Origin of the sequence: Thermoleptolyngbya oregonensis NK1-22, assembly GCF_032705245.1 — a bacterium.
In the GTDB taxonomy this organism is placed as follows: Bacteria; Cyanobacteriota; Cyanobacteriia; order Elainellales; family Elainellaceae; genus Thermoleptolyngbya; species Thermoleptolyngbya sichuanensis.
On sequence record NZ_CP053540.1, the window covers coordinates 2,597,815 to 2,612,915 of the forward strand.

Here is a 15,101-nt window from a genome sequence, read left to right on the forward strand (position 1 = left end):
CCCTGAGTTTTCTTATAGTTCTCTCTACAGTTCTGTCTTTGGAGCCTTGCCCGACCTATTTTTGCCGCCTCCAAAAATTAATGGGTTGGGGTTCGTGATCTGAAGATTTTGAGGACTTGAGGTTAAGGTGGGAAAACTTTGTGGAGAAGCGAAGTCAGAAGGCTGTGCGACGTTCTGAAAGAGCTATCTTCGCCACGCTAGTAGAGTATTTAGTTGACTCGCACTTTGACGCACACTGTGTAATTCTTAAAGTTTGAATGAGCTTATGTTATTTGCCTTAGGCGGCGTTTTAGGCAGTACGAATGGATTTATTCCCCACGGGCATTGTTATCTTTGGAAGCCTGAACTTGTCTGGCTGCATGTTCTGGCTGATGGGGCGATCGCCCTTTCCTACTATTCAATCCCAATTTTGTTAATTTACTTTGTCTCTCGACGAAAAGATTTGCCCTTTGACTGGATTTTCTTGCTGTTTGGAGCCTTCATTATTGCCTGTGGAACTGGGCATCTCATGGAGATTTGGACGCTCTGGAACCCCAATTATTGGGCAGCCGGAATCCTCAAGGCGATCACAGCACTAATCTCGGTCTACACTGCGATTGGGCTGGTGCCGCTCATCCCAAAGGCTCTTGCACTGCCCAGCCCAGCCCAGCTAGAAGCTGCTAACCTAGCGCTTTCAGATGAGATTCTTGAACGCAAGCGCATCGAGCAGGAGCTACGGGTTGCAGAAGAAAAGGCAAGAGAGGCAAATCGTGCCAAAAGCGAGTTCCTGGCAAACATGAGCCATGAACTTAGAACGCCTCTGAATGGCATTTTGGGATATGTTCAGATCCTTAAAAAAGATCGAGTGATAACCGAGACCCAAAAACAGGGATTGAATGTCATTCAGCACTGCGGAGAGCATCTGCTAACGCTGATCAATGACGTGCTTGATTTGGCAAAGATCGAGGCGCGGAAGATGGAGCTAAATCCTAGCAGTTTCCCGCTCGCTTCTTTTATAGAAGGCGTGAGTGAAATCTGTCGGGTGCGTGCCGATCAGAAAGGGATCTCGTTTACTTGCGAATCTTCTGAGTCCCTGCCTACCCTGGTTTGGGCAGATGAAAAACGTCTGCGCCAGGTGCTGATCAACTTGCTTAGCAATGCGATTAAGTTTACGGAAACTGGTGGGGTGACGCTTAGGATTCATCCCCAGGCTGATAAGGTTCGCTTTGAGGTTAAAGACACAGGTGTAGGTATTGCGCCCGACCAGCTAGACGCGATCTTTTTGCCGTTTCAGCAAACCGGTAGCCTCCAGCAACGAACTGAGGGAACCGGGCTGGGCTTGACTATTAGCCAGAGTTGGCTGGCGCTGATGGGAAGCCAGATGCGAGTCGAGAGCAAGTTGGGAGAGGGCAGCACATTTTGGTTTGATTTGGATTTACAGGAGTCTTCGGAAGCGATTGAGATTCGCAAACCCAATCAAGCGTTGATTCGGGGCTACTCCGGAGAGCGTAAGCGGGTTCTCGTCGTAGATGATCGGCTGGAAAATCGCTACATCTTGATTGGTCTATTGTCGCCTATCGGATTTGAGGTTGTCGAAGCCCAAAATGGACAGGAGGCTCTAGAAAAAATCCAGGGCTTTAAGCCTGATCTGATCATGACGGATTTGGCAATGCCTGTGATGGATGGCTTTGAACTGACCCGTCAGATCCGCCAAAGACCCGATTTCAAAGACACGCCTATTATTGCGACCTCAGCCAGTGTGTTTGAGAACGATCAGCAGCAAAGTTTGGGGGTCGGATGTGATGCGTTTCTGCCCAAGCCGATTCGTGAGCATGAGCTTCTAGAACGGCTGCAAGTGCTTCTGAAATTGGAGTGGACATACGAGCATTCGTCAGAAAAAACTCCGTCCGAGTCTTTGTTTTCATCTAAGTCTGAGGCATCCGAGGAACTCATCGTTCCGCCACCACAGGGCGAGCTAGAACTTCTGCTAGATTTGGCGATGCAAGGGGACTTGAAGGGGATTCAGTCTCAAGTTTCTAGGTTGGAGAAAACTAGTGCTGATCTTGTACCTTTTTCCAAACATTTGCAGCATTTAGCTCAGCAATTTGAAGAAGAAAAAATTCTTTTGTTCATTCAACAATATCAGACCGTGAACTAATGGAAAAAGAGAGTTTGAGTGTCCCTTCGACACAAGAGGCTGAGGGGTCTGACACCCTTCTGATCGTGGACGACACGCCAGCAAACCTGGGTGTTTTATCTGATTTTTTGAGCGATTTGGGCTTTCGGGTGCTGATTGCCCAAAGTGGGGAGAGTGCTCTTAAAAAGGCTGAGTATGCCTTGCCGGATTTGATTTTGCTGGATGTGATGATGCCTGGTATTGATGGGTTTGAAACCTGTCGCCGCTTGAAGCTGGGAGAGAAGACAAAAGACATCCCCGTGATCTTCATGACTGCGTTGTCAGATACGAACAATAAGGTCAAAGGATTTAGCTTGGGTGCTGTTGATTACCTGACAAAGCCAATTCAGTATGAAGAGATGCTGATGCGGATTAACTTGCATCTACGCTTGAAAAAGCTGACCGCACAATTGCACGAGCAAAATGTGCAGTTACAAAAGGTATCGAGCCTGGGACAGCTCGTGGCTCATGTGGCGCATGAGGTGAACAACCCGGTTGGGTTCATTTCGGGCAATCTGCACTATGCAGAAGACTATGTTAAGCATTTGTTTGACCATGTCAGCCTGTATCAACAGCAGTTTCCTGATCCGCCAGAAGTCATTCTGTCTCATCAGGACGTAATTGATTTGGATTATCTCTATCAGGATTTGCCTAAGATGCTTAGCTCTATGCGGCTAGGGATTGAGCGAATCCGAGATATTATGTCTTCTTTGAGAATCTTTTTGCGCGTGAATGAGGTTGAGAAGAAACCTGTTGATTTGCATGAAGGAATCGACAGTACGCTTGCTATATTGCAGCATCGATTAAAGGCGATCGCCCCCAATTCTAAAATTCAAATTACGAAGGATTATGGGAATCTGCCGCTAGTCAATTGCTATGGCGGGCAGCTAAATCAGGTGTTTATGAATTTGCTGAGTAATGCCATTGATGCACTGGAGGAAAAGCTGCAATCTGTCCCCAAAACGGCATCTCAGCAGGCCCCAACAATTCAGCATTCTCCGATGATTCGGATTCAGACCCAGGTCTTGCCCAATCAGCAGGTACAGATCAGCATTGCCGATAACGGCAACGGAATAGAGGCAGAGGTGCAGCAGCGGTTATTTGATCCGTTTTTTACAACCAAACCATCGGGTAAAGGAACGGGATTGGGGCTTTCTATCAGCCATCAAATTGTGGTCGAAAAGCATGGCGGACAATTGTACTGCCGTTCTCAGCCGGGTCAGGGCACTGAGTGGGTAATTGAGATTCCCGTATAAACTCAGTTTTTCCAATTTAGTACTCTGTAAATTAAGTATCTGACGGTTTTACTCCCACTGGTTCAGGTCGAATGTTGTCGTAGTGACGACTAAGTTTGCTCCTGGCAGTTTCAATCGAAAACTGCCAGTCGATTTTGATATGTTGCTCATGACGTTCTGCAACCAACGCTAAAACTTGCCGTTTTAATTCTTCTATCGTAGGAATGCGTTGATGCAAGCAACCGCGTGCCAACGCCGACAACTCAATCTCAATCATGTTGAGCCAACTCGCGGATTTCGGTGTGTAGTAAAACTCAAACCGTTGAGCTAAAGCGAACGCCTCGGCCGCAGGTAAATTTTCATAGAAGGAACTGGCATTGTGGGTGTTGAGATTGTCTTGTATCAGGCGAATTTTACAGGCCTGGGGGTACTGAGTCGCCAGCGCTTGGCAGAACAAGGTGTATTCTCGTTTGGTGCGTTGCGGGTACACCTGAGCTAGACGGTTTCCCGTTAAGGGTTCAATTGCCGCTAACAAGGCACAAGAGCCATTTTTTTCATAGCTGTAGTGTTCTTTGTAGACATGACCCGCTCGCATCAGCAACGGGGCAACAACCTCACCGATGAGAAAACAGGGACGCTCATCGAAGCAGACCACCGGGTAGGCAGGGTCATAAGGTTGGGCGTACAACCAAAGGATCTGTTCCATTTGAGCAATAAAGCGGCTATCCAATTGACCCAGACACCACGTCTGCTTGAGGTGAGGCTTCAACTCGTTTTTTTGAGAATCTTCGCGACTTGCGTATGTGAAATGCTCTGGCAATAGTTCAGTTCAACCGCCTTATCCGCCAGCAGACGCAAGTCCCAGCGGTCATGACCGACCGGGGCTTCACTACAAGCTAAGGCCGTAATCTTGGCTCGTTGCTCACCATCAAACTCGATTGGGCGACCCGAGCGGGGCTTGTCATGCAGCATCTGCAATCCTTCCTGTTCATAGCGCTCGCGCCATGCTCGCACCGTCGTCTCTGAGACACTTAAGGTCGTCGCAACGGCACTTACGGGTTTGCCTCGGTCAAGTTCCAGTAAACCAGTCGCCCGCTTAAACTGCCGGGCTCCCAGTTGACCCTTACGCAACAAATTCTCTAGGTAATCGCGGTCGGTTGGACGCAGTTCGACTTGGCACTTTTTCATCTCTACTCAGCTAACAATAGGACTGTGAACAGTCTACTACTCACTCGCTTGAGTCCAAAAAACTTAATTTACAAAGTATTTAGGGTGCATTCCAGTTGAGGGCGACCTCAATTTGGCTGGCCAAAGTTGCCGGATCGAAGGGCTTGATAATGACCGCCTTTGCGCCGAGTTGGGCGTACTGCTGTTGAGCCACCACTTTAACGGTAGCTGTAAGAAGGATCACCGGAATTTGCTGAGTGGCGGTATTTTCCTTGAGGGCTTTGAGCGTGGCGAGTCCGTCAACTTTTGGCATTTTAACATCCAGTAAAATTGCGTCTGGCTGATGGGATTGGGCGATCGCCATCCCTTCTTCGCCAGAGGCTGCCGTCAGCACATTCCAGTCTCGTGTAAATTGCAGGCTGGCTTTTGCAATCGTGCGAATTGCTGCTTCATCATCAATGAGCAATACCTGTCGAGCTGCCATAAACATCACCAGGCAAAAAAATGCTGTGTTGTTTTCAACGTCCTATCTCAATGTCCTATCTCAACGTCCCATTTGGGAGTTTACGCTGATTTATTGCTCAGGCGCAGTCGCAACTGATTTGGGGAAAGGCGCGTCCGGCTTAAGCGATTGCATAGACGAAAGAGTAGTTCAGATTCGCTAAAGGGCTTGGTGAGGCAATCATCTGCACCGACGCTTAAAAGCTGTTGCACGGTTGCCATGTCCTGATGCCCGGTCAGGAAGATGATGGGTAAACGATTCCAGGTATGATCGCTCCGCACAATCTGGCAAATCTGCACTCCATTCATCTGCGGCATCTCAACATCCAAAATTAGCAAGTCCGGCGCGATCGCGCTTAGGGTTTCCCAAAACTGGCTAGAGTCTTCCAGGGTAAACAGGTGAACCTGCCAGGGCGAGAGCATTTGCCGCAGGGCCGTCAGCACTATTGGGTCATCATCCACCACTAATATTCGCATTCCTGCCAGTTGATGAGACTCCACCACATCGCGCACGGTCATTAATAGAGTTCCCAGCGGAACGTCTTTGGGCACAAACTGGCAGCGGCTGCGGCAAAGCAACTCCAGGCGATCGCCCAGATTATCGCTATTGGCAATCACCAGAATTGGCAAGGTCGGAAACTGAGCCGTCAGGTCTTGCAATAGCGCTAAGCCCCCAGGCAGGGCGTTGACAAGGGTGAGGCTGAGCAGCACTGCATCGGGCACCCGACGGGCGATCGCCGCCCTGGCCGCCGCGACCGAAGTCACCCCCTCTGCCTCGATGTCGCACGACGCACCCTCCGTCTGCACTTGGGCCACAAAGGCTTTTGTTTCATGCATGATCAGCAGCGCCAGAGGCGATTGGCTATCAGACAATGCAGATGGAGAAAGCCCCGCTGAAAAACCAGACAACTGAGGCGGAGACGACAATTCCTCCTGTAGCTGGGCAACCAGCGACGAGAGGGGAGCCGCTGCGATCGGCGCATCCGTTGCCTGTAGGTGTTGTTCGATGGCTCGCGCCAGACGAGAACCCTGCGGAAACCCAAACATACCCAGCGCCCCCGCCAATTTATGAGCAGCTTGCTCAGCCAGATCACGCATCGCCGGAGAAAAAGATTCACGCTGGAGCATTGCCACAGCCTGATCGAGATAAGTCAGTTGCTCCAGCATTGGTTCTCGAAACTGTTCCCAGGCTTCCAGGGCAGCTTCACGGGGATCGCGGCGATTAGAGTTGGGATCAGGCGCAGGGGTGGGAGCAGGATCGAGGTCGGATGCAGAAGCTAGAGCAGGGCGATCGCCCGCTGAATCTTCTTCCAGGGGTTTTAGGCGATAGCCCTGGCCATACAGCGTTTCGATCAGGTCTGGAGTGCCCGCCGCCCGCAACTTTTGGCGCAGCCGCTTCATCAGCGCTCTCACAGCCTCTTCGCCGGGCGATTCTTCAAACGCCCACAGTCGCTCCAAAATGCTGCTACTGCTAAACACACGCTGGGGATAGCGCAAAAATAGTTCCAGCAGACTGTATTCCTTAGAGGTCAGCAACACCTCTCGCCCCCCATAGGTCACATTGCAAGCGCCAGGATCTAGTCGCAGCCCGCTCCACTCCAGCACAGGCGCAGCAGGAAGTTGCTGTCGGCGCAACAGCGCCCGGATACGGGCAGAGAGTTCCTCAACAGTGCAGGGCTTCACGACGTAATCGTCTGCTCCTGCATCTAGCCCAGTCACCTTGTCCGCGCTGTCATCCTTGGCCGTCAGCAGCAAAATCGGCTGATGATAGCCCGCCTGCCGAATCCGCTGGCAAAGCTGAAACCCGTTGAGCTTTGGTAAGTTGACATCCAGCACCACCAGATCGTAAGTGGTTGCCTGGATGTAGCTCCAGCCCGACTCTCCATCGGTCGCTACATCCACTGCGTAGCGCTGCGCCACCAAATAGGTTGACAGCGCATGGACAAAGAGTTCGTCATCTTCTACCAGCAGGAGCCGCATAAGTCTGAGTTGTCGTAGTCTTGAGAGTTTGCTCCCCGCCTTGCTCGCCCAATTGGACAAAGAACCCTAAGCAAATGCTAAAAACGGGCATATTTTAAGCATAAATACTTAATATGTAGTGAGACTTGTCCTGGATTCACCCAGAATTCCCTAAGTAGGAGTACCCAGCACCAAGTTAATCAAAGCTTTAATCCTGAAAACGCGCAATTAATCTCTGAAGAAGCTTTTTGTTGAAGTGAGTTCTAGTAATGCGTCTGGGTCTGAACCTTTCGCCAGTGAATTTCCGTAAATTCCCGCAAACTGCTGGGATAGACATCGGTTCAACCCACCAAAAGCCTTACTTCTGACCTGCTAAATTTCGCACAGAATGGGTACTCTAAACCCAGTCACTCCCCAAAACAGGAGAATTACTGGCAAATTGTCACTTTTTTCTAAATCATGAAATTCCAAGCGCTCAATTCCTGCTGAAATCTCTTTTTATGCACGCCAAGCACTATATTTACGGCAGAACTTACGGCAGAATTTACGGCAGAACTTTAAACGCTTCTGCCAGGTTCCAGGGGTTTGAACTCGTTACTCAATGTCGCAAGTTTAAGGCTGTAAAGGTTTATCTTTTAAAGCAGAAATTAAGCGTCCTGATGCTGACTTTTAACCCTGCTTTCTCTGTTTTTCAAGTTTTCCAACAGCGGCAATGCATAGAAGCAAGAGAAGCAAGCTTTTCTAACCAGAGGCAACTTATTGGGCTAGCCCAGATCAAATTTCCAAAATCTGCTAAGGGCTTTCCCAAAGCAGGGAGACAGCAAATTTTAAGAACTGGATATACTTAGCTCACTAGGGCTATTTTGTTGGATTGACTGGATTGATTCGATTGATTGGATTGATCTGTCTCTATCGTAATTGCCTTTTTCATTATGAAAGTCCTGAAGCTAAAGAGCGCTCCACCAAACTGGGCACATCCCAGTTCTGCAAGTTTGCCCTCATCCCCCAGCCCCTTCTCCGTTGTTGAGAGAAGGGAAGCCGGATTGGAAGTCCCTCTCCCGCTTTGGGAGAGGGATTAGGGTGAGGGTTGCAAAAGTGGGATACACCCGCCAAACTGCTCGACCTGAACCCTGAATCTCAGCAGAATGCTTAGATAATGGACGGGAGATGAAATCGGCTGAGGGAGCGATCGCCCCTGATAGAGCAAATCATTAATTAAAGACTGCTTTATACTAGCTCCGCTGCGATGCATCAGCAAGACAAAGTGTTCCGAAATTGACGTACTAAAAAGTGTTGAAAATTTTAGAAATGAGACGTGAATCTATAGATAAACATGCTGATTGGTCGGGCAGATCCAAGGTCGATAGCCCAGCCAACGTCTCTACAGATTCTCTGTCAAAAATGGGTGATATTTTAATTATCGATGATATGCCGGATAACCTGCGGGTGCTGTCGGCAATCCTGACAAAACAAGGATACAAAGTCCGCAAGGCGCTGAGTGGACAAAGTGCGATCGCCTCTATTCAAGCCAGCCTGCCTAGCATCATTTTGCTGGATGTGCGAATGCCAGAAATGGATGGCTACGCCGTTTGCCAGATCCTAAAAGACAATCCAAGAACCAGCCGTATCCCAGTGATTTTTATTAGCGCACTGAGTGATGTCATGGATAAGGTGAAAGCGTTTGATGCGGGTGGTGTAGACTACATCACAAAACCTTTTCAAGAAGCAGAGGTGATAGCCCGCGTTGAAACACAGATGCGCCTACAAAAACTCCAGCATCAGCTCATTCAGCGCAATGAGGAGTTGCTGCATTCCAACCGGGAGCTAGAGCAGTTTGCCTATGCGGTTTCTCACGATTTGCAGCAACCCCTGCAAACGATGATGGGCTTTGCCAAACTGCTGATGATGAAGCATGAAACTCATCTAGATAAAACGTCCGTCGAGCATCTGGCGGGAATTTTGGAATCTGGCAGGCGATCGCAGCAGTTGATTCAGGGCTTGCTGAGCTATGCCCAGTTGGGGCATCAGGAACATGAGCTAGATACGACTGACTGTACAGTGATTTTAGACATCGTTCTGGAAAATCTGGAAACGAGCATTGCCGAAAAAAATGCCAGCATTACCTATGAAAATCTTCCAGTCGTTCAGGCAAACCAGGTGCAGCTTGTCCAGGTTTTTCAAAATTTGATTGGGAATGCCATTAAGTTTGTGCCTGAAGGGCGATCGCCCCAGGTTTTGGTCACTGCAACCCAGCGTGAAACAGACTGGCTATTTGCAATACACGACAACGGCATTGGCATTGAAGCGTCCCATCTAAAGTCGATTTTTGAAATTTTTCAACGACTGCATACTGCTGAAAACTATCCCGGAACGGGGCTAGGGCTGGCTATTTGTCGAAAAATTGTAGAACTGCATCGCGGGCGAATTTGGGTCGAATCTCAGCCCGGAGTTGGTTCGGTCTTTTACTTTACGCTGCCCGCCTGATGTTGATTTGGATTTTAGATTGGCGATTTTGGCTTAGCGATTTTGGTTGACTGATTTAGTTTTCTGAACTGACAAATTAAGAGGGTGTTTGAAAAGGTAGCGTTTGTAATGCTAAGCACTCAGAGATCCCCCCTTAGCCCCCCTTAAAAAGGGGGAAACCGCCTTAAAGTCCCCCTTTTTAAGGGGGATTTAGGGGGATCTTGCACGCTTTGCTACAAACAGTAGGACTTTTCAAACAGCCTCTAAAAAAAGCCACGCACCGTTCAATGAAAACAAAAGCGCATGGCTTAGGGTTGATTTGAAATTTGAAAGGTTAGCTATCTCGTGCATTCACGCGCATCCAACTGAGCTAATCTAGTCTCAACTCCTCCCAATAGCGCTCTGAATGAAACTGCTGCAAGTCCTATACAGATTAGCAGTCCAATTAGCAGCCCAAAATCGCAAATCCAAAATTGCAAATCTAAAACCAAGAACCGATATCAACCGTCAGTTTAGATAGCTAGCGCCGTTTTGAGCTTGGCTAGCGTTGCGGCTTCCTCAGGACTGATCTTGTTTGCGCCAGAGCCAAACAGACCGCTGCCAGCGGCCTCGGCCACATGGGTTGCGGCGCTGTAGATAAACTGTTTATACTCAGCGATTTCGGCAGGGGTGGCTTTGGATTCCAGTGTCGTCAGAGCGTCGTTTACCGCGGCGATCGCCATGTCTACCGCATTGTCGGGCGTTACGTCCTTAGGCGTTTCAGGCTTGAAGGTCTTCAGAGCTTCTTCAGTAAACACCCCCTGGATGATCGAGTTCGTCGGGTACTTGGCGGCTGCACCCACGACTTCCTTTGCCAGAGCCGCTGCTTCGATCGCTGTAGAGACAATGCCCATGTCGGCGATCGCCACTGCCATGCCGCTCATGGTCACCGCCTTGAGAATCGCCGCACCTTCCTCAGGAGAAAACGACATATAAAAGCTCCGATAAAATTGCTTAAGAACTTCGGCATGATACCACTTCCGATTCGGTTTGGAAGTATGGCAGGCATCTGGACAAAATGCCAGGTATTCTCTGGATTTTGCGACTCTTTTTGTGCCCTCTTTAGGTTCCTTCTGGCTCCCTTTTAGCTCTATTCATGACCCAAGCGCTTGCTCTATCCGATTTTCTAGCTGCGCCCGGAGTGCTGCTCGATGTCCGCAGCCCGGCCGAGTTTGCCCAGGGACACATTCCCGGCGCAATCAGCTTTCCACTGTTTACCGACGACGAGCGGGCGCAGGTGGGAACCTGCTACAAACAGCAGGGGCGGGATGCCGCTGTGGAACTGGGCTTTGCTCTGGCGGGGCCAAAGTTTGCCGGGTTTATCGCCCAGGCGCGATCGCTCGCTGGAAATGGCCGGGTGCGGCTGCACTGCTGGCGCGGCGGAATGCGGAGCGAAGCTGTGGCCTGGGTGCTGGGCATGGGGGGGCTGTCTGTAACAACGCTGGTGGGTGGCTACAAAACCTTTCGGCGGTGGGCGCTGACGGTTCCCGCATGGACGCGGCCAATCTGGATTCTGGGCGGCATGACGGGCACAGGCAAGACTGCCGTGCTGCACGCGCTGGCGGAACGCGGCGAACAAGTGCTGGATTTGGAGGCGATCGCCCACCACCGGGGCAGCAGCTTCGGCATGTTGGGCCAACCCCCCCAGCCCACCAATGAGCAGTTTGAAAACGAAATCGCTGTGCGCTGGGCGGGGTTTGACCCGACGCGGCCCGTGTGGATCGAAGCCGAAAGCAAGCGCATCGGACTCTGCCGCGTGCCGGAGCCGCTGTTTCGCCAGATGGATCGGGCGGCAGTGCTGGAACTGGTGCGTCCCCAGGCGGAGCGGCTAGAAATTTTGGTCAGAGACTACGGCGGCTTTTCTACCGACGACCTGGTTGCCGCCACCGAGCGCATCCGCAAGCGCTTGGGCGGGCTGCGAACTCAGGAGGCGATCGCCCTCCTGCAAGCGCGGCGGCTCCCCGAAGCCTTCGACCTGCTGCTCACCTACTACGACAAAACCTACACCTACGACCTGACGCGCCGTTCCGTCCCCCGCTATCCCATTGAGGTAGCAGGGCTGTCTGCGGCCGAATGTGGCGATCGCCTCCTGGCCTTCGCCCGCGCCCTCCCCGCCACGGTTTCGGAGGACCCGCCCGCCCTTTGCGACCTCGCCCTGACTCCCGATGGTTGATTTCGGATTTTGGATTTTGGTGGGCACGCCGTCAGGGCTGGCCGATGTTTCAAAATTTGGATTGGGGATTTTGGATTTTGGTGGGCACGTTATCCAGGTTGTCGGTTCTCTTGTAAGTTCCCCTGCAAATAAAACTGCAAATAAAATTGCCAGAAGCCCTGAAAATGCCTAAGCCAAAATCCAAAATCCAAAATCTAAAATCCCAGAAATCCAAAATCGACACCGTGGAAAAGCCCTCAAACCTTCTGCTCAAGCTCAGCCGCCAGTTGTTTGATGATCCGCTGGAGCAGGGACGCTTTGTCACCGCGCTGACGCGGCCGCAGCCGTTTCACCCCTGCATTCTCTGGTGTCGCCCGCGGCCGGAGTCCTTGCCGTTTGCGATCGCCCCCACCGTGTCTTGGCAGCCCGCTCCCGTCGATCGGCTGGCGCTGGGAGAGCGGCCGGGCGCTCATCCGTGGCACGAGGCGGGGTATTTCTACTGCCTGGATTTTTCGTCGGTGTTCGCCATTTCCCCCATTGCGCTGCTGAAGGCGCAGGCGGGCAGGCCGCTCCAGACCATCATCGACCTCTGCGCTTCCCCCGGCGGCAAGGGCATCTTTGCGGGCACAACGCTGCAACCCGCGCTCTTGCTGAGCAACGAAACCATCGGCAAGCGCATGGGGGCGCTGGTGTCGAACCTGCGGCGATGTTTTACCCCCGCCGAAAACACTGCGCCGCAGCGGGTGGCCGCCGTCAGCCTGGATTCGCAGGTGCTAGCAGAAGCAATGCCCCAGGCGGCGGATCTGGTCATCGTGGATGCGCCCTGCACGGGGCAATCGCTCCTGGCCAAGGGCGAAACCGCACCGGGCTGCTTCCATCCGGTTTCCATCAACAAAAACGCCAATCGGCAAAAGCGGATTTTGGCCAACGCGGCGCGGCTGGTGGCTCCCGGCGGGCATCTCGCCTACATGACCTGCGCCTATTCCCCCGCCGAAAACGAGGGCGTGATGGACTGGTTTGTGGAACGGTTTCCCCAGTTTGCGCCCGTGTCTGTGCCCCCGCTGGCGGCGCTTCAGTCGCCCCTGACGGAATTGCCCTGCTACCGCATGTTTCCCCAGGATGGGCTGGGGGCGGGCGCGTTTACGGTGCTGCTGCAAAACCAGGATGCGGGCGCGGCGCGGGAGATTGGGGAAGCGGGTTGGGCGGAATTTTGGGGGCAATTGCGCCAGCATTGCGGAGCAATATCGCGCCCCGTCTGGATTCGAGACAGGCCTGACCATTCGCCGCTGAGTTAGCGCAAACGCAGACGCAGGAGTCGCTGCTGAGTCGCCGTTAAGTCGCCGTTAAGTCGCCGTGAAATGCCGCTCCGCTGCCATGCGATGATCTGAGCCGTGACGATTTCTGTGACTATTCCACGGTCACCGACTTGGCCAAGTTGCGCGGTTGGTCTACGTCCAGCCCCCGGCGGGCGGCAATGTGATAGGCGAGAAATTGCAGCGGAATCACCGTCAGCAGCGGCGACAGCAGTTCATCCACTTCTGGTACAGGCAGCAGGTCGTTAAACACTTCGGCGGCGTGCGGATCGCTGGGCGGCATCACGCCGATCAGTCGGGCATCGCGGGCTTTGGCTTCCTGCGCGTTAGACAGCACTTTTTCGTAAACGGTTCCAGGCATGGCGATCGCCACCACGGGCACTTTTTCATCCAGTAGGGCGATCGGGCCGTGCTTCATCTCGCCAGCCGGATAGCCCTCTGCATGGATGTAGCTGATCTCCTTCAGCTTTAGCGCTCCCTCCAGGGCGATGGGGAAATTAATGCCGCGCCCCAAAAAGATAAAGTCCTGCGTTTCCACAAACTCATGGGCCAGTTCCTCGATTCGCTTTTCCTGGGTTTCCAGCAGCGCCTCTAGCTGGGCAGGCAGTTGCCAGAGTTGTTTGAGCAACTCCTCCAGTCGCGTCGGGGAAACCGTCTGGCGGCGATAGGCCAGATCCAGCGACAGGCAGTAAAACGCCATCAGTTGGGCGATAAAGGTTTTCGTGGCGGCGACCCCAATCTCAATTCCGGCGTGGGTATCGATGACGCTATCGACCAGGCGCGTGAGGGTGCTTTGCAAACGGTTGGTAATGCCCAGCAGGCGCGGCTGGTAGGCGGCCGACAGGCTGGCGCGACGGTCTTTTTCGCTGTGGATGGCAGAGAGCGTATCGGCTGTTTCGCCAGATTGGGTCACGCCGATCAGCAGCGTATTGGGAGTCAGCGGCGGCAAGGCATAGCGGAATTCTGAGGCGTAGTGAACCTGGCTGGGAACCTGCGCCAGTTGCTCAAGCAGGTGCTTGCCGACGAGGCTGGCGTGCCAACTGGTGCCGCAGGCGACGATGTGGATCTGCTCTAGGTCAGTATAGAGATCGTCCGGCAAGCCGAGGTTAATCGGATTAGTGCTGCTGGCGGTCGTCCATTCGCTGTTGACATAGGATTCCAAACAGGTTCGCACGACGCTGGGCTGCTCATAGATTTCCTTGAGCATGAAGTGTTTGAAGCCCTGCTTTTCGGTGGTGAGGGAGGTGCTGGCCAGGCGATGGGGGTGCTTTTTGAGGCGATCGCCCGCAAAGGTATACACCTCCACCCCCAGCGGCGACAGGGTTGCCATTTCGCCATTTTCCAGCGGCACGACGGCATGGGTATAGGGCAAAATCGCAGGCACATCCGACGCGCAGAAAAACTCGCCCTGCCCAAACCCCAGCACCAGCGGAGCCTGCTGCCGCGCCACCACAATCTCATCGGCATAGTCTGCCGCCAGCACCACGATGGCAAACGCTCCCTCTAGCCGCTGCACCACGCGCCGCACGGCCTCCGTCAGCGGAGAATAGAGGCTGTCTACCTCGCCATTCTGCCGCATGGTTTGCAGGCACTCGGCAACAAGGTTAGGAATGACTTCGGTATCGGTTTCGGTGACAAACTCATAGCCACGCTGCCGCAGTTCTTCGCGCAGTTCGCGGTAGTTCTCAATGATGCCGTTTTGCACCACCGCCACTTGCCCTGCCATGTCGAAATGGGGATGGGCGTTGTGTTCTTCGGGCTTGCCGTGGGTGGCCCAGCGGGTGTGCCCAATGCCGACGAATCCCGGCAATTCTTCGCCCTCCAGCTTGGACTGGAGGTTAAACAGTTTCCCCTTTGCCCGCACGCGATGCAGCTTCCCTTCCCACACGGTGGCGATGCCTGCCGAGTCATAACCCCGATATTCCAGCTTGCGGAGTCCTTCCAGAAGAATGCCGCTGGCTGTCTGCGTCCCGATATAGCCCACAATTCCGCACATGGTTTCTGGTCTCCTGGCTCGTCTGACCGTGTTTCAGGGTTGCTCATGCTCGCAATGCTCCATCTAGTTTAGGAGAAAGCGCCGTCAGGAATGCAGCCTTGGTCACGATCGCTGGATCGGC

The 15,101-nt window shown here is 52.8% G+C and carries 13 protein-coding genes; 7 read left to right on the plus strand and 6 right to left on the minus strand.

The annotated features are described in order from the left end of the window. Positions 1-265 precede the first annotated feature (265 nt). Together HNI00_RS11200 and HNI00_RS11205 are read left to right on the plus strand one after the other, a co-directional pair. Positions 266-2,137, plus strand: coding sequence for an ATP-binding protein (locus HNI00_RS11200; RefSeq protein WP_316793320.1), 1,872 nt, complete (start codon positions 266-268; stop codon positions 2,135-2,137). Beyond that, positions 2,137-3,411, plus strand: coding sequence for a sensor histidine kinase (locus HNI00_RS11205; RefSeq protein ID WP_420156261.1), 1,275 nt, complete (start codon positions 2,137-2,139; stop codon positions 3,409-3,411). Before HNI00_RS11200 ends, HNI00_RS11205 begins: the two co-directional genes overlap by 1 nt. Before the next feature lie 31 nt (positions 3,412-3,442). On the opposite strand, the gene HNI00_RS11210 is transcribed toward HNI00_RS11205, so the two are convergent. From HNI00_RS11210 to HNI00_RS11225, 4 genes are all read right to left on the minus strand, one after another. Then, positions 3,443-4,210, minus strand: coding sequence for an IS630 family transposase (locus HNI00_RS11210; RefSeq protein WP_316790097.1), 768 nt, complete (start codon positions 4,208-4,210; stop codon positions 3,443-3,445). Then, a complete protein-coding gene (locus HNI00_RS11215) occupies positions 4,156-4,578 on the minus strand; it encodes a helix-turn-helix domain-containing protein (protein ID WP_297078364.1) in 423 nt (140 codons plus the stop codon). Before HNI00_RS11215 ends, HNI00_RS11210 begins: the two co-directional genes overlap by 55 nt. Before the next feature lie 79 nt (positions 4,579-4,657). Next, entirely contained in the window at positions 4,658-5,041 is a 384-nt protein-coding gene (locus HNI00_RS11220; protein WP_316793323.1) for a response regulator, read from the minus strand. Positions 5,042-5,121: 80 nt separating this feature from the next. After that, a complete protein-coding gene (locus tag HNI00_RS11225) occupies positions 5,122-7,038 on the minus strand; it encodes a response regulator (protein ID WP_316793325.1) in 1,917 nt (638 codons plus the stop codon). Between the two features lie 479 nt (positions 7,039-7,517). Between HNI00_RS11225 and HNI00_RS11230 the strand changes: the two genes are divergently transcribed. Continuing rightward, the gene (locus HNI00_RS11230) at positions 7,518-7,865 is read left to right on the plus strand and encodes a hypothetical protein (protein ID WP_316793327.1); all 348 of its coding nucleotides are present in this window, start codon (positions 7,518-7,520) and stop codon (positions 7,863-7,865) included. 553 nt (positions 7,866-8,418) lie between these two features. Next, positions 8,419-9,501 carry a response regulator gene (locus HNI00_RS11235; RefSeq protein WP_316793329.1) on the plus strand — a complete coding sequence of 361 codons (1,083 nt, stop codon included), beginning with the start codon at positions 8,419-8,421 and terminating at the stop codon, positions 9,499-9,501. A 491-nt stretch (positions 9,502-9,992) separates the two neighbouring features. Here the strand turns inward: HNI00_RS11235 and HNI00_RS11240 are convergent, their stop codons facing one another. Beyond that, the gene (locus tag HNI00_RS11240; RefSeq protein WP_068509002.1) at positions 9,993-10,451 is read right to left on the minus strand and encodes a hypothetical protein; all 459 of its coding nucleotides are present in this window, start codon (positions 10,449-10,451) and stop codon (positions 9,993-9,995) included. Between the two features lie 164 nt (positions 10,452-10,615). Here HNI00_RS11240 and mnmH point away from each other — a divergent pair, with 164 nt between their 5' ends. From mnmH to HNI00_RS11255, 3 genes are read left to right on the plus strand one after another with little or no spacing between them, the layout of a single operon-like run. Beyond that, positions 10,616-11,692: a tRNA 2-selenouridine(34) synthase MnmH gene (gene mnmH / locus HNI00_RS11245; RefSeq protein WP_316793331.1), complete on the plus strand. Its 1,077-nt coding sequence runs from the start codon at positions 10,616-10,618 to the stop codon at positions 11,690-11,692. After that, positions 11,685-11,864, plus strand: a complete 180-nt coding sequence (locus tag HNI00_RS11250) for a hypothetical protein (protein ID WP_316793333.1) — start codon at positions 11,685-11,687, stop codon at positions 11,862-11,864. The genes mnmH and HNI00_RS11250 overlap by 8 nt, the downstream gene beginning before the upstream one ends. A 52-nt stretch (positions 11,865-11,916) precedes the next feature. Next, entirely contained in the window at positions 11,917-12,966 is a 1,050-nt protein-coding gene (locus HNI00_RS11255) for an RsmB/NOP family class I SAM-dependent RNA methyltransferase (protein WP_420156349.1), read from the plus strand. A gap of 112 nt (positions 12,967-13,078) precedes the next feature. On the opposite strand, the gene glmS is transcribed toward HNI00_RS11255, so the two are convergent. After that, positions 13,079-14,980 (minus strand): glutamine--fructose-6-phosphate transaminase (isomerizing), encoded by a 1,902-nt coding sequence (gene glmS / locus HNI00_RS11260; RefSeq protein ID WP_316793337.1) that lies wholly within the window; start codon positions 14,978-14,980, stop codon positions 13,079-13,081. Between the last annotated feature and the right edge of the window lie 121 nt (positions 14,981-15,101).